The 25,946-nt window shown below is 73.2% G+C and carries 28 protein-coding genes and 3 tRNA genes; 15 read left to right on the forward strand and 16 right to left on the reverse strand.

Annotation, left to right across the window (positions count from 1 at the left end):
• Positions 1 to 54: 54 nt before the first annotated feature.
• Positions 55 to 1,254 carry a helix-turn-helix domain-containing protein gene (locus H1D33_RS18215; RefSeq protein WP_181571999.1) on the forward strand — a complete coding sequence of 400 codons (1,200 nt, stop codon included), beginning with the start codon at positions 55 to 57 and terminating at the stop codon, positions 1,252 to 1,254.
• 10 nt (positions 1,255 to 1,264) lie between these two features.
• On the forward strand, positions 1,265 to 1,972 hold the full coding sequence (locus tag H1D33_RS18220; protein ID WP_181571998.1) for a 5-formyltetrahydrofolate cyclo-ligase: 708 nt from the start codon (positions 1,265 to 1,267) through the stop codon (positions 1,970 to 1,972).
• 84 nt (positions 1,973 to 2,056) lie between these two features.
• On the opposite strand, the gene H1D33_RS18225 is transcribed toward H1D33_RS18220, so the two are convergent.
• The 3 genes from H1D33_RS18225 to H1D33_RS18235 all read right to left on the reverse strand — a co-directional run bounded on the left by H1D33_RS18225 (position 2,057) and on the right by H1D33_RS18235 (position 3,835).
• Positions 2,057 to 3,067 (reverse strand): CU044_5270 family protein, encoded by a 1,011-nt coding sequence (locus tag H1D33_RS18225; protein ID WP_181571997.1) that lies wholly within the window; start codon positions 3,065 to 3,067, stop codon positions 2,057 to 2,059.
• Positions 3,067 to 3,618: an RNA polymerase sigma factor gene (locus H1D33_RS18230; protein WP_181571996.1), complete on the reverse strand. Its 552-nt coding sequence runs from the start codon at positions 3,616 to 3,618 to the stop codon at positions 3,067 to 3,069. The genes H1D33_RS18225 and H1D33_RS18230 overlap by 1 nt, the downstream gene beginning before the upstream one ends.
• 141 nt (positions 3,619 to 3,759) lie before the next feature.
• A tRNA-Lys gene (locus H1D33_RS18235) sits at positions 3,760 to 3,835 on the reverse strand.
• Between the two features lie 187 nt (positions 3,836 to 4,022).
• Here H1D33_RS18235 and H1D33_RS18240 point away from each other — a divergent pair.
• Positions 4,023 to 5,294, forward strand: a complete 1,272-nt coding sequence (locus H1D33_RS18240) for a L,D-transpeptidase (protein ID WP_181571995.1) — start codon at positions 4,023 to 4,025, stop codon at positions 5,292 to 5,294.
• Between the two features lie 191 nt (positions 5,295 to 5,485).
• Positions 5,486 to 6,760, forward strand: a complete 1,275-nt coding sequence (locus H1D33_RS18245; RefSeq protein WP_181571994.1) for a L,D-transpeptidase — start codon at positions 5,486 to 5,488, stop codon at positions 6,758 to 6,760.
• 48 nt (positions 6,761 to 6,808) lie between these two features.
• Here H1D33_RS18245 and H1D33_RS18250 read toward each other — a convergent pair.
• Both H1D33_RS18250 and orn read right to left on the reverse strand, forming a co-directional pair.
• Positions 6,809 to 6,884 (reverse strand) — tRNA-His (locus H1D33_RS18250).
• A gap of 91 nt (positions 6,885 to 6,975) precedes the next feature.
• Entirely contained in the window at positions 6,976 to 7,566 is a 591-nt protein-coding gene (orn, locus tag H1D33_RS18255) for an oligoribonuclease (RefSeq protein WP_091063613.1), read from the reverse strand.
• Between the two features lie 73 nt (positions 7,567 to 7,639).
• Between orn and H1D33_RS18260 the strand changes: the two genes are divergently transcribed.
• A complete protein-coding gene (locus H1D33_RS18260) occupies positions 7,640 to 8,923 on the forward strand; it encodes a glycosyltransferase 87 family protein (protein WP_181571993.1) in 1,284 nt (427 codons plus the stop codon).
• Between the two features lie 89 nt (positions 8,924 to 9,012).
• Here H1D33_RS18260 and H1D33_RS18265 read toward each other — a convergent pair whose 3' ends face one another.
• The 3 genes from H1D33_RS18265 to H1D33_RS18275 form a co-directional block, all read right to left on the reverse strand.
• Positions 9,013 to 9,462, reverse strand: coding sequence for a hypothetical protein (locus H1D33_RS18265; protein ID WP_181571992.1), 450 nt, complete (start codon positions 9,460 to 9,462; stop codon positions 9,013 to 9,015).
• Between the two features lie 141 nt (positions 9,463 to 9,603).
• Positions 9,604 to 10,329 (reverse strand): YcnI family copper-binding membrane protein, encoded by a 726-nt coding sequence (locus tag H1D33_RS18270; protein ID WP_181571991.1) that lies wholly within the window; start codon positions 10,327 to 10,329, stop codon positions 9,604 to 9,606.
• A gap of 16 nt (positions 10,330 to 10,345) precedes the next feature.
• Positions 10,346 to 12,013, reverse strand: a complete 1,668-nt coding sequence (locus H1D33_RS18275) for a copper resistance CopC/CopD family protein (RefSeq protein WP_414685424.1) — start codon at positions 12,011 to 12,013, stop codon at positions 10,346 to 10,348.
• Positions 12,014 to 12,214: 201 nt separating this feature from the next.
• Here H1D33_RS18275 and H1D33_RS18280 point away from each other — a divergent pair, with 201 nt between their 5' ends.
• Genes H1D33_RS18280 through H1D33_RS18295 form a run of 4 tightly spaced genes read left to right on the forward strand, consistent with a single transcriptional unit; the run spans position 12,215 to position 15,133 of the window.
• A complete protein-coding gene (locus H1D33_RS18280; protein ID WP_181571989.1) occupies positions 12,215 to 12,802 on the forward strand; it encodes a sigma-70 family RNA polymerase sigma factor in 588 nt (195 codons plus the stop codon).
• 30 nt (positions 12,803 to 12,832) lie between these two features.
• Positions 12,833 to 13,354 (forward strand): MauE/DoxX family redox-associated membrane protein, encoded by a 522-nt coding sequence (locus H1D33_RS18285; RefSeq protein WP_181571988.1) that lies wholly within the window; start codon positions 12,833 to 12,835, stop codon positions 13,352 to 13,354.
• The gene (locus tag H1D33_RS18290) at positions 13,347 to 14,063 is read left to right on the forward strand and encodes a DsbA family protein (protein WP_181571987.1); all 717 of its coding nucleotides are present in this window, start codon (positions 13,347 to 13,349) and stop codon (positions 14,061 to 14,063) included. The genes H1D33_RS18285 and H1D33_RS18290 overlap by 8 nt, the downstream gene beginning before the upstream one ends.
• Positions 14,060 to 15,133: a hypothetical protein gene (locus tag H1D33_RS18295; protein WP_246412027.1), complete on the forward strand. Its 1,074-nt coding sequence runs from the start codon at positions 14,060 to 14,062 to the stop codon at positions 15,131 to 15,133. The genes H1D33_RS18290 and H1D33_RS18295 overlap by 4 nt, the downstream gene beginning before the upstream one ends.
• Before the next feature lie 266 nt (positions 15,134 to 15,399).
• Here H1D33_RS18295 and H1D33_RS18300 read toward each other — a convergent pair whose 3' ends face one another.
• Genes H1D33_RS18300 through H1D33_RS18315 form a run of 4 tightly spaced genes read right to left on the reverse strand, consistent with a single transcriptional unit; the run spans position 15,400 to position 18,143 of the window.
• Complete coding sequence (locus H1D33_RS18300; RefSeq protein ID WP_307755209.1) at positions 15,400 to 16,167, reverse strand: energy-coupling factor ABC transporter ATP-binding protein; 768 nt, start codon at positions 16,165 to 16,167, stop codon at positions 15,400 to 15,402.
• On the reverse strand, positions 16,164 to 16,934 hold the full coding sequence (cbiQ, locus tag H1D33_RS18305; protein WP_181571986.1) for a cobalt ECF transporter T component CbiQ: 771 nt from the start codon (positions 16,932 to 16,934) through the stop codon (positions 16,164 to 16,166). The genes H1D33_RS18300 and cbiQ overlap by 4 nt, the downstream gene beginning before the upstream one ends.
• 16 nt (positions 16,935 to 16,950) lie before the next feature.
• Positions 16,951 to 17,427 carry a PDGLE domain-containing protein gene (locus H1D33_RS18310; protein WP_181571985.1) on the reverse strand — a complete coding sequence of 159 codons (477 nt, stop codon included), beginning with the start codon at positions 17,425 to 17,427 and terminating at the stop codon, positions 16,951 to 16,953.
• The gene (locus H1D33_RS18315; protein WP_181571984.1) at positions 17,424 to 18,143 is read right to left on the reverse strand and encodes an energy-coupling factor ABC transporter permease; all 720 of its coding nucleotides are present in this window, start codon (positions 18,141 to 18,143) and stop codon (positions 17,424 to 17,426) included. Before H1D33_RS18315 ends, H1D33_RS18310 begins: the two co-directional genes overlap by 4 nt.
• Before the next feature lie 122 nt (positions 18,144 to 18,265).
• On the opposite strand from H1D33_RS18315, the gene bcp reads away from it, so the two are divergent.
• The 4 genes from bcp to H1D33_RS18335 all read left to right on the forward strand — a co-directional run bounded on the left by bcp (position 18,266) and on the right by H1D33_RS18335 (position 20,076).
• A complete protein-coding gene (bcp, locus tag H1D33_RS18320) occupies positions 18,266 to 18,736 on the forward strand; it encodes a thioredoxin-dependent thiol peroxidase (protein WP_181571983.1) in 471 nt (156 codons plus the stop codon).
• 31 nt (positions 18,737 to 18,767) lie between these two features.
• Positions 18,768 to 19,364, forward strand: coding sequence for an HNH endonuclease signature motif containing protein (locus H1D33_RS18325; protein ID WP_220138750.1), 597 nt, complete (start codon positions 18,768 to 18,770; stop codon positions 19,362 to 19,364).
• Positions 19,355 to 19,427: transfer RNA gene (locus tag H1D33_RS18330), tRNA-Leu, on the forward strand. Before H1D33_RS18325 ends, H1D33_RS18330 begins: the two co-directional genes overlap by 10 nt.
• Positions 19,428 to 19,509: 82 nt before the next feature.
• Positions 19,510 to 20,076: a GNAT family N-acetyltransferase gene (locus H1D33_RS18335; protein ID WP_181571982.1), complete on the forward strand. Its 567-nt coding sequence runs from the start codon at positions 19,510 to 19,512 to the stop codon at positions 20,074 to 20,076.
• Here the strand turns inward: H1D33_RS18335 and H1D33_RS18340 are convergent.
• Both H1D33_RS18340 and H1D33_RS18345 read right to left on the reverse strand, forming a co-directional pair.
• Positions 20,006 to 21,022 (reverse strand): expansin EXLX1 family cellulose-binding protein, encoded by a 1,017-nt coding sequence (locus H1D33_RS18340; protein WP_307755210.1) that lies wholly within the window; start codon positions 21,020 to 21,022, stop codon positions 20,006 to 20,008. The two genes, H1D33_RS18335 and H1D33_RS18340, sit on opposite strands and share 71 nt — an antisense overlap.
• A gap of 54 nt (positions 21,023 to 21,076) precedes the next feature.
• Positions 21,077 to 21,373: a hypothetical protein gene (locus tag H1D33_RS18345; RefSeq protein WP_307755211.1), complete on the reverse strand. Its 297-nt coding sequence runs from the start codon at positions 21,371 to 21,373 to the stop codon at positions 21,077 to 21,079.
• 158 nt (positions 21,374 to 21,531) lie between these two features.
• Here H1D33_RS18345 and H1D33_RS18350 point away from each other — a divergent pair, with 158 nt between their 5' ends.
• Both H1D33_RS18350 and H1D33_RS18355 read left to right on the forward strand, forming a co-directional pair.
• On the forward strand, positions 21,532 to 22,599 hold the full coding sequence (locus H1D33_RS18350; protein WP_307755212.1) for an LCP family protein: 1,068 nt from the start codon (positions 21,532 to 21,534) through the stop codon (positions 22,597 to 22,599).
• A gap of 25 nt (positions 22,600 to 22,624) precedes the next feature.
• Positions 22,625 to 24,073 carry a sugar transferase gene (locus H1D33_RS18355; RefSeq protein ID WP_181571981.1) on the forward strand — a complete coding sequence of 483 codons (1,449 nt, stop codon included), beginning with the start codon at positions 22,625 to 22,627 and terminating at the stop codon, positions 24,071 to 24,073.
• Here the strand turns inward: H1D33_RS18355 and rfbD are convergent.
• Entirely contained in the window at positions 24,021 to 24,917 is an 897-nt protein-coding gene (rfbD, locus tag H1D33_RS18360) for a dTDP-4-dehydrorhamnose reductase (protein WP_181571980.1), read from the reverse strand. The genes H1D33_RS18355 and rfbD overlap by 53 nt on opposite strands.
• Positions 24,914 to 25,912: a dTDP-glucose 4,6-dehydratase gene (gene rfbB / locus H1D33_RS18365; RefSeq protein ID WP_181571979.1), complete on the reverse strand. Its 999-nt coding sequence runs from the start codon at positions 25,910 to 25,912 to the stop codon at positions 24,914 to 24,916. The genes rfbD and rfbB overlap by 4 nt, the downstream gene beginning before the upstream one ends.
• Positions 25,913 to 25,946 lie beyond the last annotated feature (34 nt).

The raw sequence follows: 25,946 nt of genomic DNA on the forward strand, positions 1-25,946 counted from the left end.
GCGACGATGACGCAGAACTGATGCATCGCCATTGCGCTGAGTCACGGAAGCTGGATGAATGGGGTGGTGACGCACCACGGCGGAGGCAGCCGGCGCGGAACCGGTCGGCGCCGGTATCGACTGGCGCAGCGCCGCAAAGCGGTCGGCCTCAGTCAGGAGCACCTGGCCGAGATCCTCGGCGTGGATCGCTCCACCGTCGTCCGGTGGGAGCGGGCCGAGACCGATCCCCAGCCCTGGCACCGTCCCCATCTGGCCACTGCCCTCAGGGTGTCCGTCGAGGAACTGGCGGATCTGTTGGCCGATGCTGCCCAGCCGCCCCCGTCGCCCGACGAGCGTCTCGACCACGCGCTTCGCCGGCCGGGCCACGTGGACCTGATCACCGTCGGTCACCTGCGGGAGCAGGTGCGGCAGCTCGATGAGCGGTACGACCGGACGCCTTCCGCGCTCCTCCTCGCCGAGGCCTCGCAGGTGCACGGCCAGGTGGGCGTCCTTCGCCAACACGCCGCCGGTCCGGTCCGGCGCGACCTGGCTGCGACGCTCGCCGAGTCAGCCACGCTCCTGGGCCAACTCGTCTGGGACGCCACCCAGCGACACGACCACGCCGCCAGTGCCGCGTACTTCGACCAGGCGATCGACGCCGCGAAGGAAGCCGGCGACCCGGTCGCTCAGGCCAACGCGCTGCTCCGCAAGAGCTACCTCGCGCTCTACGGCGTGAAACGACCAACCGCTGCCATCGTGTTGACCGCGCAAGCCGCCTCGGTGAGCGACAGCCACGTGCTCACCGGCCTCGCCCATCTGCACCGCGCCGAGGCACATGCGATGCTCGGCCAGGCACGAGACTGTTCCGAGGCTCTGGGCAGCGCCGAGGAGCAGTTCGCCACCATGGATACGCAGGATCCGGCCTCCGCTCTGTACTGCCCCAGCCACCAGGCGCGGCTCGCGGGCTCCTGCTGGCTGTCATTGGACAGGCCGGCCGACGCGATCGCGTCGTTGAGGACCGCCCACCAGCTCATCGCCGAGCGCCGCAAGTCGACGGCCGTCGTCCTCGGCAATCTCGCCCTCGCCTGCATCCGGCACCGCGACCTCGACATGGCCATCTACTACCTGCATCAGGCCATCGACGTCATCGAGCAAACCCGGGCCGGAGGTGGCCTCAATCTCGCCTTCACCGCAGCCCGCCAACTGCGTCCGTGGCGGGACCGATCCGCGGTCCAGGACGCGAAGGATCGACTTCACTGCCTCATGACCCCGTAGGAGCGACAGCGTGTTAAGCATCGACCAGGCCAAGCAGTCCGTTCGGCAACGCGTCTGGGAGGTTCTCGAACGCGAGGGTGCGGCGCCACCGGGGGTGCACGGTCACATTCCGAACTTCACCGGCAAGGAGGAGGCTGCCGCCCGGCTCGCGGATCAGGCGGCCTGGCAGCGGGCACGCGTCGTCAAGTGCAATCCGGACCGGGCCCAGCTACCCGTCCGGGTACGCGCTCTACGCGAGGGCAAGCTGCTCTACATGGCGGTCCCTCGGCTCGCCACGCCCAAACCCTTCTACCTGCTCGACCCGGCGGTGCTGACCGTTCCATTCGAGACCGCCGCCACGAGCGCCGGCGCAGCCGAGGTCGCCCCGACTGTCGGTGTGGAGGACATGCGACCGGTGGACCTGATCGTGTGTGGCAGCGTCGCGATCAGCCGCCGGGACGGCGTACGAGTCGGCAAGGGAGCCGGTTACTCCGACCTGGAGATCGCACTCCTGATCGAGGCCGGTCTCGTGAGCGGGGACACCGCCGTCGCCACCACGATCCACGGCAGCCAACTCCTCGACGAGGCGCTGCCCTACGCAGATCATGACTTCAGCGTCGATCTCGCGATCACGCCCGAGGAGGTCGTCACGTGCCTGTCCGGCCGGGAACGGCCACCGGGCGTCATGCGGGAGAGACTTCGCCCCGATCAGCTCCACGACATCCCGGCCCTCCGCTGATCGACGCGCGCGGCTCGGCCGGCCACGGCGTCGAGACCCGAGGCCGGGCCGCTCCCGGGAGTGAGCGGCCCGGATGTGCGACGTTCAGCCCACTCGATCGGTCCAGGCAGCGTCGAGGATCACCTGGTACGCGCTGATCCGCACGGGCGACAGCGTGAGTCGCTCGTCGGCGATCAGCTCGCCCGTCGTCGGGTCGAAGATCAGGAGAGATTGCGCATCGTTCTCACGGTCGTCGAAGGTGACGGCAACCCCACTCCGACCAGCCCGATCCGTCACCTGCCCCCGCCAGCGGAAGCCTGGCACGTCGGCGAGGACCCGCAGGATCTCCGCCCGCACCGCGCGCGGTACGACGAACTGCGCGTAGACACCGCTGACCTCCTTGCTCGCGGCGCCCGGCCCGTACTCGGCCTTGAGCAGTTCGCGTAGCCGCGACGGGTCGGCCGACGGCGGCGTGAGTTCCATGGGCGGCAGCGGAATCACGGCCGGAACCGCCGAGGCGTCGATCGCCGGACGCGCGTCCAGCTTGCGCTGCCAGTAGTCGCGGGACCCCTGATCGGGGTACTCCGGCTCCAACTGCTTGTTGAGCTGGCTACCGGTCCCGTCCGCGGCCTGCCAGACCTTCGTCTCGCCAGCGAAGGCCACATGGTGACGGCCGTCGGCGGAGGTCATCACCGGATCGCCCCACACCTTCGTGTGGTGGTACATGAAGCGCCCGCCGAGGTGGTCGTACTTCGCGTCCTTGATCGTGCCGGCCAGCGCGCGCAGTTGCGGGCCAGCCTCCGGCGGGTTCGCGTCGAACTGGTACGAGACCGGCACGAGCACCGTTCCCGCTGCGCTACCGGGCCCACCCGGGCCGTCCGGGGAGGACCTGTCGAGCGGCTGGAGAACTCCAACGGCACCGACTGCGACCGCCAGCGTCCCCGCCGTCAGCACCAGCCGGCGAGTCGGGCGTACGTGACGACGCAGGGTGACCCTGCCGGTGGCGTCGGCGCGGTTGATCAGTTCGTCCGCCGAGACCGGCGGCGGCGCTACGGCGACGGCCCGGGCCGGGTCGACCGTACCGAGGAGACCACGGGTGCGTTCTACTCCGAACATCACAGTTCCTCTCGCGCGGTCGCCAACACGGGACGTCGGGACTGCGCGGACCGGTCTGACATCGCCTCGGCGAGGCGGCGGCGGGCGCGATGCAGGCGCACCGCGGCGGTCGCGCGAGTGCAGGCGAGAACCTGAGCCGCTTCGGACACTGTCAACTCCTCCCAGCCGATCAGCCGGAGAATTTCCTGATCGAGTTCGCTGAGGACGGCCAGCGCGGCCCGCACATCGGCGATCCCTACCGTGGTGTCGGCACCCGACGAGCCGGCGACCCGGGTCAGATCGGCGCAGGCGATGGGCAGGACGTCGGGCGCGCCGCGCCGAGACCGCCAGTGGTTCGCCAGGATCCGCCGGGCCACCCCGTAAAGCCAGGGCAGGCTGCGGTCCGGCACCTCGTCGCGACGGCGCCAGGCGACGACGAAGACCTCTTGGGCGAGTTCAGCCGACGCGTCGGAGTCTCCGAGCCGGCGCAGCCCGTACCTCACAACGTTCGCGTACTCGGCGGCGTAGAGGCCAGTGAACCAGCCCGCGTCCCTGTTTTTCGGTGGACCCACCCGAACCCCCACTGCCTCGGCGACCTCACCCTGGCTTGTGTCGCGAGAGGCCCGACGATTACCGGCGAGCTGTGACCACCGCCCGCATACGCGAAAAAGGCCCCGATCGGCACGGAGGTGCCGGATCAGGGCCTTGCTCGTTGGTGCGCCGCCAGGGACTCGAACCCCGAACCCGCGGATTAAGAGTCCGCTGCTCTGCCAGTTGAGCTAGCGGCGCTCGCTGACAACGGGAAGAACCTTAGCATGCCCGCTGTGGGGCGTTCCAATCCGATACCGGGCTCCACCCTTCGGACGAGCTTAACCGGCAAAAGCACCTAAAAACCCCGGTCGCGTCGATCCGGGGCGGGGCGGCATGGCGTCGATGGGGCACGATGTCCGCCAGGCACGCTACGACAGGGGTGGGCATGGGCAGGTTCGCGCGGGCCGGGGCGATGGTGGGCGTCCTGGTCCTCACGGCGTCGCTGGCACTGACCGGGTGCGGCGGCGACGAGGAGAAGCCGGCCTTCGTGCCCGGCCAGCAGGAGGTCGGTGGCGTCTCGTCCACCGCGCCGGACCCGAGCGCCGCGCCGAGCGACGCCGCCTCCGCCGCGCCGCCGCTGGCGGTGACCCCGGCCGACGGCGCGACCGGCCGGCCGGCGAGCACCGAGATCAGCGCGCGGATCCCCGGCGGCGGCACGGTGTCGAAGGTGGTGCTGACCACCGCCGCCGGCGCCGCGGTCAGCGGACGGATGCGGCGCGACGGCACCAGTTGGGTGCCGTCGGCCCCGCTGAAGTACGGCACGAAGTACACCGCCACGGTCACCGGGACCGGCAAGGACGGCGCGAGCCACCAGGGCACCAGCACGTTCACCACGATGGCCAAGCCGAAGTCGATGGTCGGCTCCGGGCTCTACCTGTTCAGCGGCAAGACCTACGGCGTGGCCATGCCGGTGGTCGCCGAGTTCTCCCCGGGCATCCCGAAGAAGGACCGGGCCGCGGTGCAGAAGCGGATGTTCGTGCAGACCGACCCGCCGCAGCCCGGCGCGTGGCACTGGCTCGACAACGGCACGCAGGCCTACTACCGCGCCCCGGAATACTGGAAGACCGGCACCACGATCACGGTCCGGCTGGCACTGGCCGGGATCCCGCTGAGCAACGGCCGCTACGGCAACCTCGACCGGAGCGCCACCGCGAAGATCGGCCGGGCGTTCGAGATGACGGTGGACAACGCGACCAAGCGGATGACCGTCACCGAGAACGGCGCGGTGGTCCGCACCCTGCCGGTGAGCCTGGGCAAGAAGAGCACCCCCTCCTCCAGCGGCACCATGGTGGTGATGGAGAAGAAGGAGTCCACGGTCTTCGACACCCGCGACGAGCCGGACCCGAACAACCAGTACGTGACGAAGATCGACTTTGCCCAGCGGATCACCTGGGGCGGCGAGTACATCCACGCGGCGCCCTGGTCCGAGGGGGTGCAGGGCCGCCGCAACGTCTCGCACGGCTGCGTCAACGTCTCGATGGCCGAGGGCCGGTGGCTGTTCGGCAAGACGCTGGTCGGGGACCCGATCACGGTGAAGGGCACGGAACGGCGGCTGGTGCCGGGCAACGGCTGGACGGCGTGGAGCATGAGCTGGTCGCAGTTCGTCGCCGGCAGCGCCCTGCCGGTGCCGAAGGGCGGCCAGGACTCACCGTTCTGATCGGCGTAACGTGGTCGGACGCGCTTCTCCCGGCAGCCGCCGGGAGTCGTCCCCCCGACGAAGCGCCGCACGACAACCGAATCGTTACATCATCACCGGGGTGTTCCGGTTCACTCCCGGCAACTGGTCATCGGTTCAGCGCGTCTCACCAGAGAACGATGGGGACCGGGCACCACACTTGTGAGGTAATCATGCGAGCTGGCCAGGACGTACCGATCCGGGGCGGGAGGACCCGCCGCGGCGGGCGACGCGCTCTCGCCGCCGCGGTGCTCGCCGCCGCCATGGCCCTGACGTCCGCCTGCACCGGCGGCGGCGACAAGCCGTCGAGTTGGCAGGGCGGCGGGGACGGCGGCGAGAAGGCCCCGAAGGCGGCGGCCACCATCAGCGAGCCGGCCGCCGACGCCAAGGACGTGCCGGCGACCACCGCCATCACCTTCTCCACCACGGAGGCGCAGCAGACCGCCGTCGAGCTGAAGGACGGCGCCGGCAAGGTCGTCGAGGGCACGCTCGCCGCGGACGGGAAGAGCTGGCAGCCGGCCGCCGCGCTGGCCTACGCCGAGACCTACACGGCGACCGTGACCGCCACCGGCGACGACGGCAAGCCGGCCACCGCCACCAGCACGTTCACCACCATGGCGAAGCCGGCCAAGCAGGTGCGGGTGACCAGCTTCCTCGGCGACAACCAGGTCGTCGGCGTGGCCATGCCGCTGATCGTGAAGTTCGGCCGGGCCATCCCGCCGGACTACCGCGACGACATGCAGCGCCGGATGACGGTGACCGCGACGCCGGCCCAGGAGGGCATCTGGCGCTGGATCAGCCCGACCGAGGTCCACTACCGGCCGAAGACGTTCTGGAAGGCCAACAGCACCGTCTCGTACAAGGTGCAGGCGGCCGGGCTGCCGCTCGGCGACGGCTGGTACGGCCGCTCCGACCTGACCGTCGACGTCAAGATCGGCCCGTCGTTCGTGATGACGGTGGACAACCGCACCAAGCGGATGACCGTCACCAAGGACGGCAAGGCGATCAAGACGATCCTGGTGAGCCTGGGCAAGAAGAGCACCCCGTCCTCCAGCGGCACCATGGTGGTGATCGAGAAGCTCCGGCACACCGTCTTCGACACCATGGAGGAGCTGGGCCCGGAGGAGGGCTACCGCACCGAGATCGACTACGCCCAGCGACTCACCTGGGGCGGCGAGTTCATCCACGCCGCGCCCTGGTCAGAGGGGGTGCAGGGCAAGACGAACGTCTCGCACGGCTGCGTCAACGTCTCGATGAAGGACGGCAACTGGCTGTTCACCAACACCCGGATGGGCGACCCGATCACGGTCAAGGGCACCGAGCGGAAGCTGCAGAACGGCAACGGCTGGACCGACTGGAACATGAGCTGGGACGAGTACGTCAAGGGCAGCGCCCTGCCGTACGAGCCGACGGGCGACGTGACGCCCAGCCCGGAGCCGACCGCCTGACACCCGGTACACGACGAAGCCCCCTCCCGGAGGAGGGGGCTTCGTCGTTGGGGTGACTGATGGGAATTGAACCCACGACAACCGGGACCACAACCCGGTGCTCTGCCAACTGAGCTACAGCCACCATGCTCGCCGCTCCGGTCGACCCGGGCGGTGCGCGGACCAATAATAGCCACACCCCGCCCGACCCCGTCCACCGGGTTCCGGCCCGCGCCTCAGAGCTGCGCGGCGATCCCCTTCGCGGTCTCCACGTCCGGCCCGGGCAGCGGCACGAACAGGGTCCGCCGGTAGTACTCCAACTCCCGGATGCTCTCCCGGATGTCGGCCAGCGCCCGGTGGGCCAGGCCCTTCTGCGGCTGGCCGAAGTACACCCGCGGGTACCAGCGCCGGCACAGCTCCTTGATCGAGGAGACGTCGATCATCCGGTAGTGCAGGTGGGCGTCGAGCCGGGTCATGTCCCGGGCCAGGAAGCCCCGGTCGGTGGCGATCGAGTTGCCGCACAGCGGCGCGGTGCGCGGATCCTTCACGTGGCTGGTGACGTAGTCGAGCACCATGTCCTCGGCCTCGGCCAGGGTGACCGTGGAGCGGCGTACCTCCTCGGTCAGGCCGGACTTGGCGTGCATGGTGCGCACGATCTCCGGCATGCCGTCCAGCGCCGCGTCGTCGGCGTGGATCACCACGTCCACACCGTCCCCGAGCACGTTCAGGTCGGGGTCGGTGACGAGCGCGGCGACCTCGATGAGGGCGTCCCGACGCAGGTCGAGCCCGGTCATCTCACAATCGATCCAGACGAGAAGATCAGCCACCGGAACAGACTACGCGCCGGCGACGCGCCCGCGCCTCGGCACGGTCGGCCAGGTGGACCGCTAGGGTTTCCCCGTGCCAGCCGAACCCGTCGCCCCACCCGCCGTCGCCCCGGACGACAGGGGCGGGCGTACGGCTCGGCGGGTGGTCACGGTGCTGGCGCTGGCCGCCCTGCTGCCCGCGCTCTACCTGCCCGCGCTGCGGCACGACTACTACGACCTGAAGATCTACATGCGGGCGATGGACTGGTGGGCGGCCGGTCACCCGCTCTACGACTACGTCCAGCCGGACCGGGTGCAGGGTGCGCTCTACTTCACCTATCCCCCGTTCGCGGCGCTGCTGCTGCGGCCGTTCGCGCTGCTGCCGCTCGGGGTCGCCATCGCCGCCTTCGTGGTGCTGACGCTGGCCGGCGTGGTGGTGACCACCCGCTGGCTGGTGCTGCCGGTGCTGCGGCGACACCACCTGCCGCGCGGGTTCGGGCTGACGGTCGCCGTGCTGCTGGTGCTGGCGGTGGAGAGCACCCGCGAGACGATCACACTCGGTCAGATCAACATGCTGCTGGTGGTGCTGATCCTCGCCGACCTGCTGTTCGCCGTACCCCAGGGGCGGCGCTGGGCCGGCGTGGGCGTGGGGTTGGCGGCGGCGCTCAAGCTCTTCCCGGGCATCTTCGTGATCTACCTGCTGGCCGCCCGGCGGTGGCGGGCGGCGGCGGTCGCGGCGGCGACCGCGACGGCGGCCACGCTGCTGGCGGCGGCGGTCGCGCCGGACGACTCGTGGCGGTTCTGGACCCACGAGCTGTGGACGACCGACCGGGTGGGGCGCACCGACTACACCGGCAACCAGTCGTTGTTCGGCCTGCTCAGCCGGATGACCGCGCCGGCCGAGCCGGGCCGGTCGGTGTGGCTGCTGCTGGCGCTGCTGATCGCCGGGTTCGGGCTGTGGCGGGCGGCGCGCGCGGCGCGGGCCGGGGACGCGCTGGTCGGCCTCACGCTGACCGGCCTGGTGGGCGGCCTGATCTCGCCGATCACCTGGACGCACCACCTCTACTGGTTCATCCCGGCGGTGGTGGTGCTGGTGGACGCGGCGCTGGACGCCGACCGGACGACCACCGCCGGCGTCCGGCGGCGCCGTGGCCTGCTCGCGCTGGCCGCCGCCACGGGCGTGGTGATCGTGTACGGGGTGGTGACGTTCCAGGACTGGGGCACCGGGACGGTGCACACCGACGATCCGGTGGACTTCGTGGTCCGCAACGCCTACGTGCTGCTCAGCCTGCTGTTGCTGGCCGTGCTGCCGGTCCGCCACCGGTCCGCGGTGTTCGTTAAACGGACAGATCTCGCGAACGATGCCGTTCGGCGGTAATCTGGTCTCAACTACCTCAGTTTTCTCCCAGGTAGCACCGAATAACCCCCGGTGATGACGGCCCTCCGCGTCGGCAGCGCGGAGGGCCGTCAGCGTCGTCGGTCGCTCGGCGGTGCCGGCGAGATCGCGGCGCGGGTCCGCCCGGCGGGCGACGGGCCGACGGCGACCAGTTGCCGTTCCCGCCGGGACGCCGGGCCCGGCTGCCGCCCCAGCCCGCTCAGCGAGCTGATCCCGAGCCGCCCGGCCAGCACCGGAACCTGGTCCGGCTCGACCACGAAGACCACCTCGCGCGGCCGGTGCGGGCGGAGCAGCAGCACGACGGCGAGCAGCACCAGCAGCGTCCCGCCGGCCAGCAGCGCCCCGGCCAGGCCAGGGAACCAACCGCCCCGCAGCGTCAGGTCCAGCCCACCGACGCGGGCGGCGAAGCCGCCGGCCGGATCGGTGTGCCGGGCGGCGAACCAGAGACCGGCGCCCGCCAGCAGCGCCGGACATCCCACCGCCAGCAGCAGCATGCCGGTGATCGTGCGCACGAAACGCATTCGATTCGTCCCTCCCGGTAGCCGAGTACCCGGCTGACCTTACCGACGCCGGTCGGCCGATCGCCGGATATCCGCCTCACCCGGCCGCGGAACGCACACCGGCCCGGCGGACGATCCGCCGGGCCGGTGCCGAGTCGCCGCTCAGGACTTCGCGGCCGGCTCCCGCCGGGTACGCGCGAACGCCAGCCCGCCCAGCACCAGGCCGGCCAGGCCGGCGACCAGACCGGCCACCCCGAACGCGGTGGCCGCGCCGGAGTCGGCGTCGTCGTCATCGTCGTCGTCGGCCGCGGCGACGGCCGGCGCGCTGGCGCCCGGCGACGCGGCCTTCGCCGCCAGCTTCAGCACCGGCGCCGGGTTCTCCGGCTCCTCCGCGCCCGCCGTGGGCTCCTCGATCCAGCGGGAGACGTTGCCGTCGGAGTAGGTCTGCAGCACCTTGAACACCATGGTGTCGACCTGCGGCAGCGGGCCCATGGAGACCGGGAACTCCTGGAACTCGCCCGGCTTCACGCCGCCGTTGGGGGCCGCGGTGAAGGTGAGCTTGGAGACCGCCTCGGTGAGCTGGCTGCCGTGCACCTCGACCGGCGGGTCGACCTTGCGCTTCTCCACGGCCACCGTCCAACCCGGCACCGGCATGGTGGAGACCGAGCCGACCGGCGCGTTCTCCGGCAGGTTCACCTCGACCTTGACGGTCGACGCCGTGTCGCTCTCGTTCGGCACCCGGAACGCGAACCGGCCGTAGCCGCCCTGCGTACCCTCCTGCGGGTTGACCGTGACGTGCGCCGAGGCCGGCCCGGCCAGGCCGAGCACGGCCGCGGCGGCGGCGAGAGTCAGTGCGGCGGCGGTCGCGGGACGCCGGAGACGGATCATCAGATGGGACCTTCCATTACTTGATCGGCACGGTGGCGGTCACCGTGGCCTGGTCGATGTCGGACGTACGGACGGTGAAGCGGAGCTGCCAGTCACCCCGGGCCGGCAGGCTGACCTCGCCGGTGGCGTGGTTGTCGCTCAGCGGCAGCAGCGGCACATTGATCGGTTCGATCCCGGCCGACGGCAGCGCGGCGGTCACCTTCCACTCCTGCACCGCCTGCGGCCGGTTGTCCTTGGTGTAGGCGTAGAGGTGCAGCGAGTTGTTGCCGGTCTCGGCCGGGTCCAGCTCCACCTGGAGCGAGTAGATCGGGCTGCTCAGCGTGGTGGAGAAGTAGCCGCTCGGCGCGCCCGCCACGTCGGCGGCGGCGGTGCGCGCCGGGGTGGTCTGCACCAGCGTCGCGGACAGGCCCAGCACCACCGCGGTGATCGCCAGCTCGGCCACCACCGCCCGCCGCATCGCGCCCGGCCGGCCGGCCGCGACCCGCCGCCGCACCAGCGCCCGGGAGTACGCGGCCACGCCGATCACCAGCGCGAACAGCACGATCTTGGCGAGCAGCAGCCGCCCGTACGTGGTGTCGACGAGCGCCTTCGGGCTGGCCACCTCGATCAGGCCCTGCACGGTGCCGGCGAGCAGCAGCGCGGCCACCGCCAGCGCGGCCCAACGGGACCAGATCGGCAGGATCGCGTCCAACTCCCGCTCGTCCGCCCGGGGCAGCAGGAACGCCGCCAGCATCACCAGGCCGCCCAGCCAGACCGCCATGCCGCCGAGGTGGACGGCGTCCACCACCACGGAGACCGCCGGGGCCGGGGACGCGGCCGGGTGGCCGGCCAGCGGCCAGGTGAACAGCGTCGCCCCGCCCAGGACCGCCAGGATGATCCCGTCGGTGCGGCCGATCGGCCCGGCGAGCAGCGGGCGGAGCAGGAACGCCGCCGCCGCGATCAGGCCCAGCCGGACCAGGTGGGTGGTGCCGTACGCGCTGCCCAGCACGTCGCCCAGGCCCGACCCGGTGACGTCGAACAGGCCACCGCCGTTGGTGTAGGGCACCTGGAGCCACAGCTCGGCGAGCGTGGCGACCACCAGCACGCCCAGCCCGGCCCAGACCAGCCGCCCCGGGCCGCGGCGGGACAGCCGGCGCGGCCAGAGCGCGGCCAGCACCAGCGCCGGGCCGACCAGCAGCAGCAACCCGACGTAGCCGGCGTACTTCGTCACCTTCACCGCGTTCTCGGTCACCGGGTTGGCCCGGTTGTCCGAGCCGGAGTCGGACGGCGGCTCGGACGGCGCGCCCACCGAGTAGGTGAAGGTGCCGGAGACCGGGTGGCTGTCCGCCGAGATGACCCGGTAGCTCACCAGGTAGGTGCCGCGCCCGGCGGACGGGTCCACCCCGATGGTGACCTCACCGCCCCGGAACGTCGGCTCGCCCCGGTCGGCCCGGGAGCCGTCGGGGGCGATCACCCGCACCTTGCCGGGCACCTTGCGGACGCTCTCGCTGAAGGTGATCACCACCTGGGCGGGCGCCTCGGGCACCACGGCGGACGCGGCGGGACTGCTGCTCACCAGCACCGCGTGGGCGCTGGCCGGGGTGGCCGGGGCGAGCAGCAGCGAGACCAGGAGGAGTAGCAGCCCGGCGACGGTCCCGGAGCGGGCGGCGAGGGCCCCGGGCGGGCGGCGTACGGCAGCAGTCATGACCGCCATGGTTCCCGAACCGCGCGGCGCCCGGCGAGCCGACCTCCCGCGGGCGCGCGGGCGCACGCCACGCCGCACCCGCTCGAAGGCCATGATCGGGTAGTCGGTGGGTGGATGGGAAAAGTTCCCGGCGTGTGCGGGACCACGGAATGGGCCGAAGGACCCTGTCCCGCACAGGTACGCCGCGTAACCTCGTCTGACGTGATCCCCGCCCCGCGCGACACCGCCGCCGACCGCCTCCGGGCGGGCGCCCAGGCTGCCCGGGAGGCGGCCACCGGCTGGGCGCTCGCCGCGCGGCAGGGTGACCGAGAGGCGCAGGCCGCCTTCGTCCGGGCCACCCAGGCCGAGGTCTGGCGCTTCGTCGCCGCCCTGGTCGGCCCGGACAGCGCGGACGACCTGACCCAGGAGACCTACCTGCGGGCGCTGCGGGCGCTGCCCGGCTTCGAGGGCCGGTCCTCGGCCCGCACCTGGCTGCTCGGCATCGCCCGGCGCACCTGCGCCGACCACCTCCGCACCGTGGTGCGGCGCCGCCGGCTCGACGAGCGGCTCGCCGCCCAGGCCGCCACCGACCGGCCCCACCCCGACCCGGCCGGCCAGTTCGGCGCCGTCGACCTGGTCCGGCGGCTGCCCGCCGAGCGGCGGTCCGCGTTCGTGCTCACCCAGTTGCTCGGCCTGTCCTACGCCGAGGCCGCCGACGTGGAGGGGGTGCCGGTGGGCACCATCCGCTCCCGGGTCGCCCGGGCCCGCGACGAACTCGTCGACGCCGTCGGCGACACGCTGGCCGGATAGCGGGAACCATCCGTGGCCGCCGGACGACGAATGACCGTGACCCCCTCCACCACCCCGGCCGGGCGCTGGCCGGCGCTGCGGCACTGGCTCGGCGTCGCGGCCCGCCTCGGGCTCGCCGCCGTCTGGCTGATCGCCGGCGGCGCCAAGGTCGGCGACCTGGCCGCGTCCGGCCGCGCCGTGAACGCCTACCAGGTGATGCCGTACGACCTGGCCACCGTGATCGGCGCGGCGCTGCCGTTCGTGGAGCTGGCCCTGGGCCTGCTCCTGCTCGTCGGCCTGGCCACCCGGGTCGGCGCCGGCGTCTCCGCCGCGCTGCTGGTGGTCTTCGTCGCCGGCATCGCCTCGGCCTGGGCGCGCGGCCTGGCCATCGACTGCGGGTGCTTCGGCAGCGGCGGCCAGCTCGGCGCCGGCGAGTCCCCGAGCTACCTCCCGGAGATCCTCCGGGACCTGGGGTTCCTGGCGCTGGCCGGGTTCCTGCTGATCTGGCCCCGCACCCCGTTCTCGGTGGACGGGTGGCTGGCCGGCGACACCGTGGAGGACGACGATGAGTAGTCGCAAGGGACGCCGGGACGCGGCCCGGGTGGTACGCGAGCAGATCGCCCGGGAGAAGCGCCGCAAGCGCACCCTCTGGACCACGATCGCCGCGGTGCTGGTGCTGGTCATCGCCGGCGGCATCGGCTGGGCCGTCTACTCCTCGCAGAAGTCGGACGGCTTCACCGCACCGCCCGGCGCCAACGACGCCGGCACCGGCATCGTCTCCGGCAGCGGCCCGGTCACCGTCGACCTCTACGAGGACTACCTCTGCCCGATCTGCAAGCAGTTCCAGCAGACCAACGGCGCCACCCTCAACCAGCTCGTCAGCGAGGGCAAGGCGAAGCTGGTCTTCCACCCGGTCGCGTTCCTCAACCGCTTCTCCACCACGCAGTACTCCACCCGCTCCTCGGCCGCCTCCGGCTGCGCGGCCAAGGGCGGCAAGTTCCGCGAGTTCACCGACCAGCTCTTCGCCCGGCAGCCGGCCGAGGGCAGCGCCGGGCTCAGCGACGACGAGCTGATCGACATCGGCGCGGGCGTCGGGCTGAACCGGGACGACTTCGCCTCCTGCGTGAACGACGGCACCTACACGTCGTGGACCGAACACGTGACCGAGGAGGCGAGCAAGTCCGGCGTGACCGGCACCCCCACCATCAAGGTCAACGGCACCGAGGTGCAGGACAAGAGCCCGGACGGGATCAAGGCGGCCGTGGCGGCGGCCGGCAGGTGATCCCCGTACCGCTGCGCCGGGCCGCGCTGGTGGTCGCCGTCGCGACCACCGCCGTGCTGGCGCTCGCCGCGCCGGCCGCCGCGCACGGCGCGGACGCGCCCGACGGCACCGACTACCGGGGCGCGGTCACCGGCATCGGCCCGGAGCGGTCCGGGCTGACCGCCCGGATGGTGGAGGCCGGCGCGCGGCTGGAGCTGACCAACCGCGGCGGCGTCGACGTCACCGTGCTCGGCTACTCCGGCGAGCCGTACCTGCGGATCGGGCCGGCCGGCGTGTTCGAGAACAGCCGCTCCCCCGCCACCTGGCTGAACCGCACGATCGCCGGCGAGACCCGGCTCCCGGCCGAGGCCGACCCGGCCGCCGCGCCGGCCTGGCGGCGGATCGCCGACGGACCCACCTACCGCTGGCACGACCAGCGCACGCTGTGGCGTGAGGACGCGCCGCCCGCCGCCGTCGCCGCCGACCCCGGCCGCGAGCAGCGGGTCCGCGACTGGGTGGTGCCGCTGCGCGCCGGTGACACCGCGACCGAGGTACGCGGCACGCTGGACTGGGTGCCGCCGCCCGACCCGTACCCGTGGTGGGTGGCCGCGACGCTCGGTTTCCTGGTGGTCGGCGCGGCCGGGCTGGTGCCCGGCGGAACCGCGGCCGGGGTGCGCGCGCTGCGCGCGGTGGGCGCGCTGCTCGCCCTGGGCGGTGCGGCGACCGTGGCGCTCACCGTCGGCCGGGCGCTCGACACCGGCTCCCCCGGCGCCGGCGGGCTGCTGGCCGAGCTGGTCACCGGTCAGGTGTGGACGCTGCTGACCGGCCTGGGGGCGCTCGCCGCCGGCGCGTACGCGCTGGCCCGCCGCCCCGCCGCCGACTTCACGCTGGCGCTGGCCGGCGCCTGCCTGACCCTGTTCGCCGGGGTGTCCAACCTCGCCGCGCTGTCCCGCTCGGTCCCCCCGGCGGCCGGCCCCGCCGGGCTGGTGCGCGTCCTGGTCACCGTGGCGCTGGCGACGGGTGCCGGCGCGGTGGCCGCCGGCCTGCTCCGCCTCCGCACCACCGCCCGCACCACCCCCGCCCCCACCTAACCCAAACCCCTGACCCGCACCCCCGCCCCGCCCCGCCCCGGCCCGGCCGCGCCCGCCCCGGCCCGGCCGCGCCCGCCCGGCCCGCCCCGGCCCGCCCCGGCCCGCCCGCCCCGGCCCGGCCCGGCCCGTCGATCTTGCACTTTCGGCCCGGGCAAAACAGTGCATAAGGCGCATCAATGGGGCCGAAACTGCAAGATCGACGCCGCGAGGGGGTCGCCGCGAGGGGCGCCCGGGGGCGGCGAGGGGGCCCGGGGGTGGGGTGGGGGTCAGGGGTGGGGCAGGGGTGGGGCGAAGCCGTAGGGGAGTTCCAGGCGGTGGCGCGCCAGGGTTTCGGGGTCGGTGAGCAGGGCGGGGGTGGGGGCGTCGGCGACGATTCGGCCGCCGTCCAGGATCACCGACCGGGGGCACAGCTCGGCCGCGTACGGCAGGTCGTGGGTGACCATGAGCAGGGTCACCGGCAGGGCGCGCAGGATCTCCGCCAGCTCCCGCCGGGCCGCCGGGTCCAGATTCGACGACGGCTCGTCCAGCACCAGGATCTCCGGGCGCATGGCCAGCACGGTGGCCACCGCCACCCGCCGGCGCTGCCCGAACGACAGGTGGTGCGGCGCCCGGCCCCGGTGCTCGGCCATCCCGACGGCGGCGAGCGCCTCGTCCACCCGGGCGGCCAGCTCCGCCCCGCGCAGCCCCAGGTTCGCCGGGCCGAACGCGACGTCCTCCGCCACCGTGGGCAGGAAGAGCTGGTCGTCCGGGTCCTGGAAGACGATGCCGACCCGGCGGCGCACCTCGGCGAGCGTGTTCCGGTCGCGGGTGACGGCCAGCCCGCCCACCTCGACCGTCCCCTCGGTCGGGGTGAGGATGCCGTTGAGGTGCAGCACCAGCGTGGTCTTGCCGGCGCCGTTCGGCCCGAGCAGCGCCACCCGGTCCCCGCGCGGCACGGTCAGGTCCACCCCGTGCAGGGCGACGTGACCGTCCGGGTAGGCGTACCGGACGCCACGGACGTCCAGGGAGGGCGGCTGCTGCACGTACCCGATCATTGCAGGACGAGCGCGGCGGCGGCGATGGAGGCCGCGATCACCGGGACCGTCGCGGCGACCGCCCACTGCCCGGCGGTGGCCGCGCCGGCCCCCTGCCACACCGCCGGCATCCGGCCGGTGTAGCCACGGGAGACCATCGCCAGATAGACCCGCTCGCCGCGCTCGAACGCGCGCAGGAAGAGCGCGCCGACGCCGGCCGCGAAGCCGCGCAACTGCCAGAGGAAACGTGGGTCGTCGCCCCGGGACACCCGGGCCACCCGCATCCGCCGGGCCTCGCCGACCAGCACGTCCAGGTAGCGCAGCATGAACGTGGCGATCTGGGTGAGCACCTGCGGGCACCGCAGCCGGTCCAGGCCGAGGATCAGGTCACGCGTCGTCGTGGTCGCCGCCAGCAGGAGCGACGCGAGTACGCCGAGCGTGCCCTTGGCCAGGATGTTGAACGCCCCGTGCAACCCGTCGACGGAGAGGCTCAGCCCGGCCACGTCGACCCGCTCCCCCGCCCCGAGGAACGGCAGCGCGAACGCGAACAGCACGAACGGCAGCTCGATCAACGCCCGGGCGAGCAGCCAGCGCGGACCCACCCGGGCCAGCGCCGCGACCACGGCGACGAGCAGCGCGTAGCCGCCGAACGCCCAGTACGCCTCGCGCGGGGTGGCGACCACCGCCACGGTGAACAGCACCATGGCGGCGATCTTCACCTCCGGCGGGAGGCGGTGCACCGGCGAGCCGGACTCGCGGTAGAGCACGTGCGCGTGCCCGGCGCCCATCGTCTGCTTCCCCGGCTCAGCGGTCGCCGGCCGACGGGGACGCGGTCGTCCCGCCGGTGGGGCCGGTCGTCGTGGCGGCCTTCGCCGGGTCGGGCTCGTCGGCGACCGCCGGACCGGTCGCGCCGACGCCCGCCGGGACGGCGCTGTCGGCGCGAGCCGGGGTGCGGCGGCGGGCCAGCCAGAACAGGCCGCCGCCGACCGCGAACGTGAGCAGCACGCCGAGCACCCCGGACAGGCCGGTGGAGAGGAAGTCGTTGCCGACGCCCCGCACGCCGTAGTCGGCCAGCGGGCTGTCCGACAGCTCGTGGTCCCTGGCCTGCTGGGCCGGGCAACTGCCGCCGGTGATCTCGTCGTCGGCGTTCACCGTGCAGCCCTTGAGCAGCGACGAGTCCAACCCGTCCGGGTGCGACGAGGCGTAGTTGCTGACCACACCGGCCAGCAGCAGGGCGACCAGCAGGCCACCGAGGAGGAACGGCCAGGAACGCTTGCTCATCGGACACCTCCGGCGACCGGGACGGCGGGAGCCGGCGCGGCCGGCTTGAGGGCGCGCAGCGCGTACACCAGGTCGGGGCGGACCTTCGCGACGGTGACCACGGTGGTCGCGGTGATCAGGCCCTCGCCGATGCCGATCAGCAGGTGGGCGAAGGCCATCGTGCCGGCCAGCCCGCCGAGGTTGCCGCCGAGGTCGGTGGTGCCGCCCAGCCAGTACTGCAGGACGAAGCCCTGGGACGCGACCACGACGCTGACCAGCGCGGACACGAACGCGGTGACCGCCAGCCCGGCCGGGGTACGGGGCAGCACCCGCAGCAGCAACGCGATCAGCAGGTACGCGGCGGCGGTGCCGAGGATCGCCATGTTGGTGATGTTCAGGCCGAGCATGGCCACGCCGCCGTCACCGAAGACCAGTGCCTGCACGACCAGCACCACGGCCACGCAGAGCGCGCCCACCCAGGGGCCCACCAGCAGCGCGGCGAGCGCGCCGCCGAGCAGGTGCCCGCTCACCCCGGCGGTGAAGATCGGGAAGTTCAGCATCTGCACGGCGAAGATGAACGCGGCCACCAGGCCGGCCATCGGCGCCAGCCGGTCGTCGAGGTCGGCCCGGCCGCGCAGCACGCAGAACGTGAGCGCGGCGAGCGCGAAGGCCGCGAAGATCGCGGCAACGGGACCGTCGATGATCCCGTTGGAGATGTGCATCGCCAGGGTTTCCACACCGGGAGCCTATTTCCACCGTGGCGTTGTTGCCAATCCCTTGCAACAAGGGATGGTGTTGATCACCGTGGGCCGCGCGTCGCCGTCGGCCACCGACACGCGCGCGGCGGTATCGTTCCCGCATGACCGACCGCCTGAACCCCGGCGACCCCGCCCCCGACTTCACCCTCCCCACCGACGACGGCGGCACGCTGTCCCTGGCCGACCTGCGCGGCCGCACGGTCATCCTGTACGCGTACCCGGCCGCCATGACGCCCGGCTGCACGAAGCAGGCGTGCGACTTCCGCGACTCGCTCGCCTCGCTCCAGGCCGCCGGCTACGAGGTGGTCGGCATCTCGCCGGACAAGCCCGCGAAGCTGGCCAAGTTCCGCGACCGGGACGCGATCACGTTCCCGCTGGTCGCCGACGAGGACAAGGCGGTGCTGACCGCGTACGGCGCGTACGGCGAGAAGCAGTCGTACGGCCGCACCGTCACCGGCGTGATCCGCTCGACGTTCGTCATCGACCCCGACGGCAAGATCGAGCGGGCCTTCTACAACGTCAAGGCCACCGGACACGTCGCCAAGCTGCGCCGCGACCTCGGCCTCGACTGAACCTGTCGGGGGGCGCGGTTACCGTCGGCACGTGGTCCGTTACAAATACCCGCCCGAGCTGCTGGCCGCCACCGCCGCGCGGGCGCGCAGCGTGACCGAGGTCATGCGGCTGCTCGGGGTGCGGGTCAGCGGCGGGTCGCACGCGCACATCAGCCGACAGCTCAAGCGCTTCGGCATCGACACGTCCCACTTCACCGGGCAGGCGCACAACAGAGGTGGGCGTCGGCCCCGCCTACCGGTGACGGCGCTGCTCACGAAACGCCCGGCCGGTGAGCGCCGGGTGGCCGGACACCGGCTCAGGCGGGCGCTCCGCACGATCGGCCTGCCCGAGGAGTGCGAGGCGTGCGGCACCGGCACGAGGTGGCAGGGCGCGCCTCTCACGCTGCACGTCGACCACATCAACGGTGACTTCCTCGACAACCGCCCGTGCAACCTGCGGCTGCTCTGCCCCAACTGCCACAGCCAGACCGCCACGTACGCCGGCAGCCGCAGGCCGGCTGTGGCGGCACCGGATGTGGTCTACGATCCTGAGGCTGTGACACCGACCGGCTTTCCGATCGGCCGGCGCCTGCGGCGTCGACCGGAGTGGCCGTGGAAGACGACGGTGTTCACCGTGAAGGGGCCGTAGCCCAACGGCAGAGGCATGCGGTTTAGGTCCGCACCAGTGCGGGTTCGAATCCCGCCGGCCCTACTGACGCCGCACGAGGCATCGCGCCTGAGGCAAGGATCACGAACCGGGGCGTCGGCGGGTCGCCGCCCGCAGGATGGCGGGCGTGGACCTGCGCTTCGTACTCGACCCTGACCTCACCCCCGAGCTGCGCGAACAGCTCGTCGACCTCTGGGTGGACGTGACCAACGCCGGCGGCGCGGTGGGCTTCGTCGCCCCGGTGACCGCGGCCGAGGTCCGGCCGGTCGCCGTGTCGACCCTCGCCGAGGTGGCCGGCGGGCCGGATCGGCTGCTCGCCGGTTACGAGGGGGATCGGCTCGTCGCCGTCCTGGTCGTCGCCGACAACCGGTTCCACCTCAAGACGCACTGGCGGGTGCTCCAGCGCGTCATGGTGCACCCGGGTACGCAGGGCCGGGGCCACGGCGCGGCGCTGATGCGCGAGGCCGAGCGGGTGGCCCGGACGTGGGGCGTGGAGGCGCTGCACGTGACCATCCGCGACGGCCTCGGCCTGGACCAGTTCTACCGGCGCCTCGGCTACCGGGAGATCGGCCGCCTCCCCGCCGCCCTGCGCCTCTCCCCCACCGACTCCCGCGACGAGGTCCTCATGTGGCGCGACCTCCCCGCCACCTCGACCGTCGATCAAGGAGTTGTGGCACCGCACATTCGCGACTGACCGGACGTCCGAGGCGCCACAACCCCAAGATCGACGGGTGCGGTGGAGGGGACGGGGACGGGGACGTGGGCGGGGTCGCGCTGGCGGCGGGGCGCGGGCGGGTCGACGGGGAGCGGGTGGGCTTCGCCGGGCGGGTGGTGGTGGCGGTGGCCGCCGCGCCGGCGCCGTACAGGCGGGTGGTGCTGCGCTGGACCTGGCCGGGGAGCATCCGGATGCCGGTGGCGGTCGCGCGGTGGCCGTACACGTCGGTGACCCGGATCGCGTACGGGCCGGGGCCGGCGCCGGACGGGATCAGCCAGTAGTTGTAGTCCTCACGGTCCGCCGACCGCCACGCGCCGTTCTGCCGGACCTCCACCGCCCGCAGCGGGTTGCCGTGGTCGCCGACCAGGACGGCGAACCACCACTGGGACGCGCCCTCCTTCAGGCGGAACGTGAGCGGGCCGGGCAGCGACGGGTTCACCACGGCCCGGTAGCTGACCCGCACCACGCCCTGCACCGGGTCGGCGATCCGCGCGAACGCCTCGGCGGAGAGGTCGAGGTGGCCGGGCGCGCACTCCGGGCACTGGTCCATCACGAGCACCCGGACGGTGCCGCGCGGGCCGGTGACGTCGAGGAAGCCGCCGCAGGCCGCGCCGGCGGCGTACTCGCTCGGGCCGAGCGCGACGTAGAGCCGGTTGGCGGGGGCGGCGGGCCGGGAGCAGTTGCCGCCGGCGCCCTTCGAGTCGTAGAAGGTGGCCTTGCCGGTGTGGACGGCGGCGCCGACCGGCGGCGCGGCGCAGGCGGGGGCCGCGCCACCGCGTACCGCGAGGGTCACCGCGACCACGACGGCGATGCCGGCGAGGCCGGCGGCGGCGAGCCGGCGGCGCGTCCGGCGCCGGCCGGCCGGGGCGGGCGGACGTCCGTCGCCGGGGGTGGTCGGTGGGTGGGGCGCGTTGCCGTCGGTCACGCCGGTCGATGCTGCCGGACCGGCCCGTCGCCGGACAAGCCGGCTAAGCGAATGCTAAGGACGGCGGGCGCGCGCGATCGAGGCGAGCCCGGCGAGTTCACCGCCGAGTTCCGGGCGCTGCCGCAGCGCGTCCTCGATGCGGACCCGCCAGAGGCCGGTCTCGACCGGCAGCCGGGCGTCGCCGGCCCGGTGGACGCGGTCGCGGCTCTCGGCGAGGGCCGTCCCGGCGGCGGGGCCGAACAGGCTGTCGAGCTCGCCGCGGAGCCAGCCGAACAACGTCTCGTCGTGGAACGCGCCGCCGATCGTGCGGGCCATGTCCCACGCCACCCGCGGCTGGTGGATCACCTGCATCTCGACTCCTCGGTCGATCTGGTCGTCTCGTCCATCATCGATCCGTGACCGCGGTACGGCAAGGCCCGGGGCGGGCGGGACGGGCCGACCGGCCGGGCCGATCCGGCCGTCCGGACGAGGGTCCACGCTCCGGAACGTGAATCAGTAGCATCCTCGGCATGTCCGATCGTCCCGCGCCCACCGACTCCGACACCCACCCGCCGGTCTCCGATGTGGAGCCGGACGGGCCGGCGGAGCAGCCGGCGCCGCGGCGGCGCCGTGGTCGGCGGATCGCCCTGGTGGCGCTGCTCGCGGTGGTGCTGCTCGCCGGTGGCGGCGCGCTGGCCGGCGGCCTCTACTACCGGTCGGTGGACAGGTCGATCGACCGGGTGGACGCGTTCACCGACGTGCCCGAGGCGGACCGGCCGGCGGTCGAGGCCAAGGGCGCGATGAACATCATGATCCTGGGCAGCGACTCCCGCGACCCGGAGAACACCGGTGGCTCGCGCAGCGACACGATCATCCTGGCCCACCTGCCGAAGGACCGGTCCAGCGCCCAGCTCATCTCGATCCCACGGGACACCTGGACGGCCGTGCCCCGGTCGAGGGAGGGTCGGGGCGGGCGCGACGCGAAGATCAACGCCGCGTACGCCTGGGGCGGCGTGCCGCTGATGGTGCGGACCGTGGAGAAGTTCAGCGGCGTCCGGGTGGACAACGTGGCGATGGTCGACTTCGCCGGCTTCAAGGAGATCATCGACGCGTTGGGCGGCGTCGACATCGACGTGGAGAAGGGCTTCACCACCCGCTACTCGCTGATCGGCACCCGGACGTTCGCCCAGGGCCGGCAGACCATGGACGGGGCCGCCGCGCTCGACTACGCGCGGGAGCGGCACGCCTTCCCGGACGGCGACTTCGCCCGGATCCGGCACCAGCAGCAGGTGATCAAGGCGATCCTGGACAAGGCGGCCTCCGGCGGCGTGCTGACCAACCCGGCCAAGCTGAACTCGTTCGTGCGGGCCACGTCCAACTCGGTCGCGGTCGACAAGTCACTGTCCCTGGTGGACCTCGCGATGGAGTTGCGGGGCCTGCGCGGCGGCAACCTGACGTTCTTCACCTGCCCGACCAGGGGCACCGGCCGGGTCGGCAGCGAGAGCGTGGTGTTCGCGGACCCGGCGCGCGCCCGGACGCTGTTCCAGGCGGTCCGCCGCGACTCGGTCCCCGACATCCTCGCGGCGAGCGCGAAGTAGGGGGCGTCACGGGGGAGGGAGCGCCATGGCACGCCTACCGGCGTTCGAGCATCCGGCCGCGCAGCCGGGCGGCGGCGCGTCGATGACCGGCAGCAGCATGGACACGACCACGGTGCTGCCGTACGCCGGCTCGCGGGCGTCGACGCGTACCCGGCGGTTGCGGGCCTGGATGATGACCGCGCCGATCGACGTGGCGGCGCTGCTGGCCCCGCTGCTGCTGACCCAGACCTACTGGCGCGGGACGCTGTTCAACGCGGCGCTCGCGGTGAGCTTCTTCGCGGCCGGCGGGCTCTACCGGCCCCGCCGGCACATCAGCATCCTGGACGAGTTGCCCGGCCTCGGCGGCCGGCTGCTGGCCTCCGGCGCGGTGGTGGCGATCATCGCGGCGCTGCGGCACGACTCGGTGCTCTACGTCAGCGGCTTCATGCGCGGGGTCGCGTTCTCCGCCGGCCTGGTGGTGGTGGGCCGGGCGGTCAACGCCCGGATCGTGCTGCTGGCCCGCCGGCGGCGCTGGGTGGAGCACAACGCGATCGTGGTGGGCGGCGGGCCGGTCGGCGGCGAGCTGGCCCGGCTGCTGCGCCGCTACCCGCAGTACGGGCTGCGGTTCGTGGGCGCGGTGGACGTGCCGTCGCGGCAGCGGCTCGGCTCGCTGCCGCTGATCGGCACGCTCGACGACGTCGAGCAGCTCGTCACCATGCTGGAGTGCGAGGTCCTGGTGATCGCGGACCCGGACTGCGCCGAGGCCGAGCTGATGGAGGCGCTGCTGCGGCCGGCCAGCTCGCGGTGCGACCTGTGGGCGGTGCCGCGCCTGTGGGGCTCCCGGTCGCTGGGCGGCCACCAGGACCACATCGGGGCGTTCCCGATCGTGAAGATCGGCGACACCACGCTGACCGGTGGGCGGTGGCGGGTCAAGCGCGCCTCGGATGTGCTCTTCGCGGTGGTCGCGCTGGTGGTGCTGAGCCCGGTGCTGCTGCTGTGCGCGGCGGCCACGTTCCTCGACGGCGGTCGCGGGGTCTTCTTCCGGCAGGAGCGGATCGGCCGCTACGGCCGGCCGTTCCAGGTGGTCAAGTTCCGCTCGATGCGCCCGGCCGACGAGCACGAGGCGCAGACCACGTGGTCGATCGCGCACGACCGGCGGATCGGGCCGATCGGGCGGTTCATGCGGCGCACCTCGCTGGACGAGCTGCCGCAGTTGTGGAACATCCTGCGCGGCGAGATGAGCGTGGTGGGGCCGCGACCGGAGCGGCCGTACTTCGTGGAGAAGTTCTCCGTGGAGTACCCCACCTACGCGATGCGCCACCGGGTGCCGGTCGGGTTGACCGGGCTGGCGCAGGTCAGCGGCCTGCGCGGGGACACGCCGATCTCGGACCGGGCCCGGTTCGACAACTACTACGTGGAGAACTGGTCGCTCTGGCTCGACATCAAGATCGTGCTGCGGACGGTGACGGAGGTGTTCCGGGGAGCCGGTCGATGAAGGTGCTCAGGTCGGCGTGCCAGTGCGCCGGCGGCGGCAGCTTCGCGGCGGCCCACCGGCCGTGCGCCAGCACGCCGTAGCGGGGGCGGGGCGCCGGGCGAGGGAAGCGGTCGCTGGTCGTCGGCCGGACCCGGTCCGGGTCGAGGCCGCGCAGCGCGAACACCGCGCGGGCGAGGCCGTACCAGGTCGCCTCGCCGGACGCGGTGCCGTGGTAGACGCCCGGGGCGGCGTCGCCGGCCAGCGCCGCGTCGGCCAGCGCGACGAGCCGCCCGGCGAGCCGGTGCGACCAGGTCGGCTGGCCGTGCTGGTCGTCCACCACGTCGAGCCGGTCGCGCTCGGCGGCCAGCCGCAGCACGGTGGTGACGAAGTTGCGCCCGTGGGCGCCGTAGAGCCAGGCGGTGCGCACCACGTAGCCGCTCTCCGGCAGCAGCCGCGCCACGGCCCGCTCCCCCGCGAGCTTGCCGCGCCCGTACGCGTTGACCGGCCCGGTCGGCGCGTCCTCCGGGTACGGCTCGGTGGCGTCGCCGGGGAACACGTAGTCGGTGGAGACGTGCACCAGCCGGGCGCCGGTGGCCGCGCAGGCGCGGGCCAGGTGCGCGACCGCGTCGCCGTTGACCGCGGTGGCCTCCGGTTCCCGGCTCTCCGCCGTGTCCACGTCGGTCCACGCCGCGGCGTTGAGCACCACGTCGTGCCCGGCGACCGCGTCGCGTACCGCCTGCGGGTCGGTGACGTCGAGGTCGGCGCGGGCGGCGGCGGTGACGGCGGTGTCCGGCCGGTCGCGCAGCACCGCCAGCAGGTCCCGCCCGAGCATGCCGCCGGCGCCGGTGACCAGCACCCGGCTCATCCGTGCGCCGCCTTCAGCGGCTCCCACCAGGCCCGGTTCTCCCGGTACCAGCGCACGGTCTCGGTCAGGCCGTGGTCGAGGTCGATGCTCGGGGCGTACCCCAGCTCGGTTTCGATCTTGGTGATGTCCAGCGCGTAGCGGCGGTCGTGGCCCTTGCGGTCGGTGACCGGCACGACCCGGTCCCAGCCGGCGCCGCAGGCCGCCAGCAGCTTGCCGGTCAACTCCCGGTTGGTCAGCTCGGTGCCGCCGCCGATGTGGTAGACCTCGCCGGCGCGTCCCTTCTCCTGCACCAGCGCGATGCCCCGGCAGTGGTCGTGCACGTGCAGCCAGTCCCGGACGTTGCCGCCGTCGCCGTAGAGCGGAACGGTGCCGCCGTCGAGCAGGTTGGTGACGAAGAGCGGGACCACCTTCTCCGGGAACTGGTACGGCCCGTAGTTGTTGGAGCAGCGGGTCACCACCACGTCCAGGCCGTGGGTGCGGTGGTAGGCCAGCGCCAGCAGGTCGGAGGCGGCCTTCGAGGCCGAGTACGGCGAGTTCGGCGCCAGCGGCCAGTCCTCCGTCCAGGCGCCCGCGTCGATCGAGCCGTACACCTCGTCGGTGGAGACGTGCACGAACCGGCCGGTGCGGTGACGCAGCGCGGCGTCGAGCAGCGTCTGGGTGCCCAGCACGTTCGTGGTGACGAACGGCGCCGCCCCGGTGATGGAGCGGTCGACGTGCGACTCGGCGGCGAAGTGGACGATCACGTCGTGGCCGGGCACCACCTGGTCGACCAGCGCCGGGTCGACGATGTCGCCGTGCACGAACCGCAGCCGGGGGTCGTGGCGCACCGGGTCGAGGTTGGCCGGGTTGCCGGAGTAGGTGAGCTTGTCCAGCACGGTGACCGAGGTGGGCGCGATCCGCGGCGCCCGGGCCGGGTCGCCGCCGGGCCGGCCGAGCAGCATCCGCACGTACTCCGACCCGATGAAGCCGGCGCCGCCGGTGACGAGGATCCTCACGGGTGGTGGAGTTTACGCGACGGTAGTCTCCGCG

The sequence above is a fragment of the Micromonospora ferruginea genome (genome assembly GCF_013694245.2).
Lineage (GTDB): Bacteria > Actinomycetota > Actinomycetes > Mycobacteriales > Micromonosporaceae > Micromonospora > Micromonospora robiginosa.

Excerpts from the sequence above, each read along its gene's own strand:
- H1D33_RS18215 (WP_181571999.1), top strand. The coding sequence starts at position 55 with ATGAATGGGGTGGTGACGCACCACGGCGGAGGCAGCCGGCGCGGAACC.
- H1D33_RS18225 (WP_181571997.1), bottom strand. The coding sequence starts at position 3,067 with ATGTTCGGAGTAGAACGCACCCGTGGTCTCCTCGGTACGGTCGACCCG.
- H1D33_RS18240 (WP_181571995.1), top strand. The coding sequence starts at position 4,023 with ATGGGCAGGTTCGCGCGGGCCGGGGCGATGGTGGGCGTCCTGGTCCTC.
- H1D33_RS18245 (WP_181571994.1), top strand. The coding sequence starts at position 5,486 with ATGCGAGCTGGCCAGGACGTACCGATCCGGGGCGGGAGGACCCGCCGC.
- H1D33_RS18265 (WP_181571992.1), bottom strand. The coding sequence starts at position 9,462 with ATGCGTTTCGTGCGCACGATCACCGGCATGCTGCTGCTGGCGGTGGGA.
- H1D33_RS18270 (WP_181571991.1), bottom strand. The coding sequence starts at position 10,329 with ATGATCCGTCTCCGGCGTCCCGCGACCGCCGCCGCACTGACTCTCGCC.
- H1D33_RS18275 (WP_414685424.1), bottom strand. The coding sequence starts at position 12,013 with ATGACTGCTGCCGTACGCCGCCCGCCCGGGGCCCTCGCCGCCCGCTCC.
- H1D33_RS18285 (WP_181571988.1), top strand. The coding sequence starts at position 12,833 with ATGACCGTGACCCCCTCCACCACCCCGGCCGGGCGCTGGCCGGCGCTG.
- H1D33_RS18290 (WP_181571987.1), top strand. The coding sequence starts at position 13,347 with ATGAGTAGTCGCAAGGGACGCCGGGACGCGGCCCGGGTGGTACGCGAG.
- H1D33_RS18300 (WP_307755209.1), bottom strand. The coding sequence starts at position 16,167 with ATGATCGGGTACGTGCAGCAGCCGCCCTCCCTGGACGTCCGTGGCGTC.
- cbiQ (WP_181571986.1), bottom strand. The coding sequence starts at position 16,934 with ATGGGCGCCGGGCACGCGCACGTGCTCTACCGCGAGTCCGGCTCGCCG.
- H1D33_RS18310 (WP_181571985.1), bottom strand. The coding sequence starts at position 17,427 with ATGAGCAAGCGTTCCTGGCCGTTCCTCCTCGGTGGCCTGCTGGTCGCC.
- bcp (WP_181571983.1), top strand. The coding sequence starts at position 18,266 with ATGACCGACCGCCTGAACCCCGGCGACCCCGCCCCCGACTTCACCCTC.
- H1D33_RS18345 (WP_307755211.1), bottom strand. The coding sequence starts at position 21,373 with ATGCAGGTGATCCACCAGCCGCGGGTGGCGTGGGACATGGCCCGCACG.
- H1D33_RS18350 (WP_307755212.1), top strand. The coding sequence starts at position 21,532 with ATGTCCGATCGTCCCGCGCCCACCGACTCCGACACCCACCCGCCGGTC.
- H1D33_RS18355 (WP_181571981.1), top strand. The coding sequence starts at position 22,625 with ATGGCACGCCTACCGGCGTTCGAGCATCCGGCCGCGCAGCCGGGCGGC.
- rfbD (WP_181571980.1), bottom strand. The coding sequence starts at position 24,917 with ATGAGCCGGGTGCTGGTCACCGGCGCCGGCGGCATGCTCGGGCGGGAC.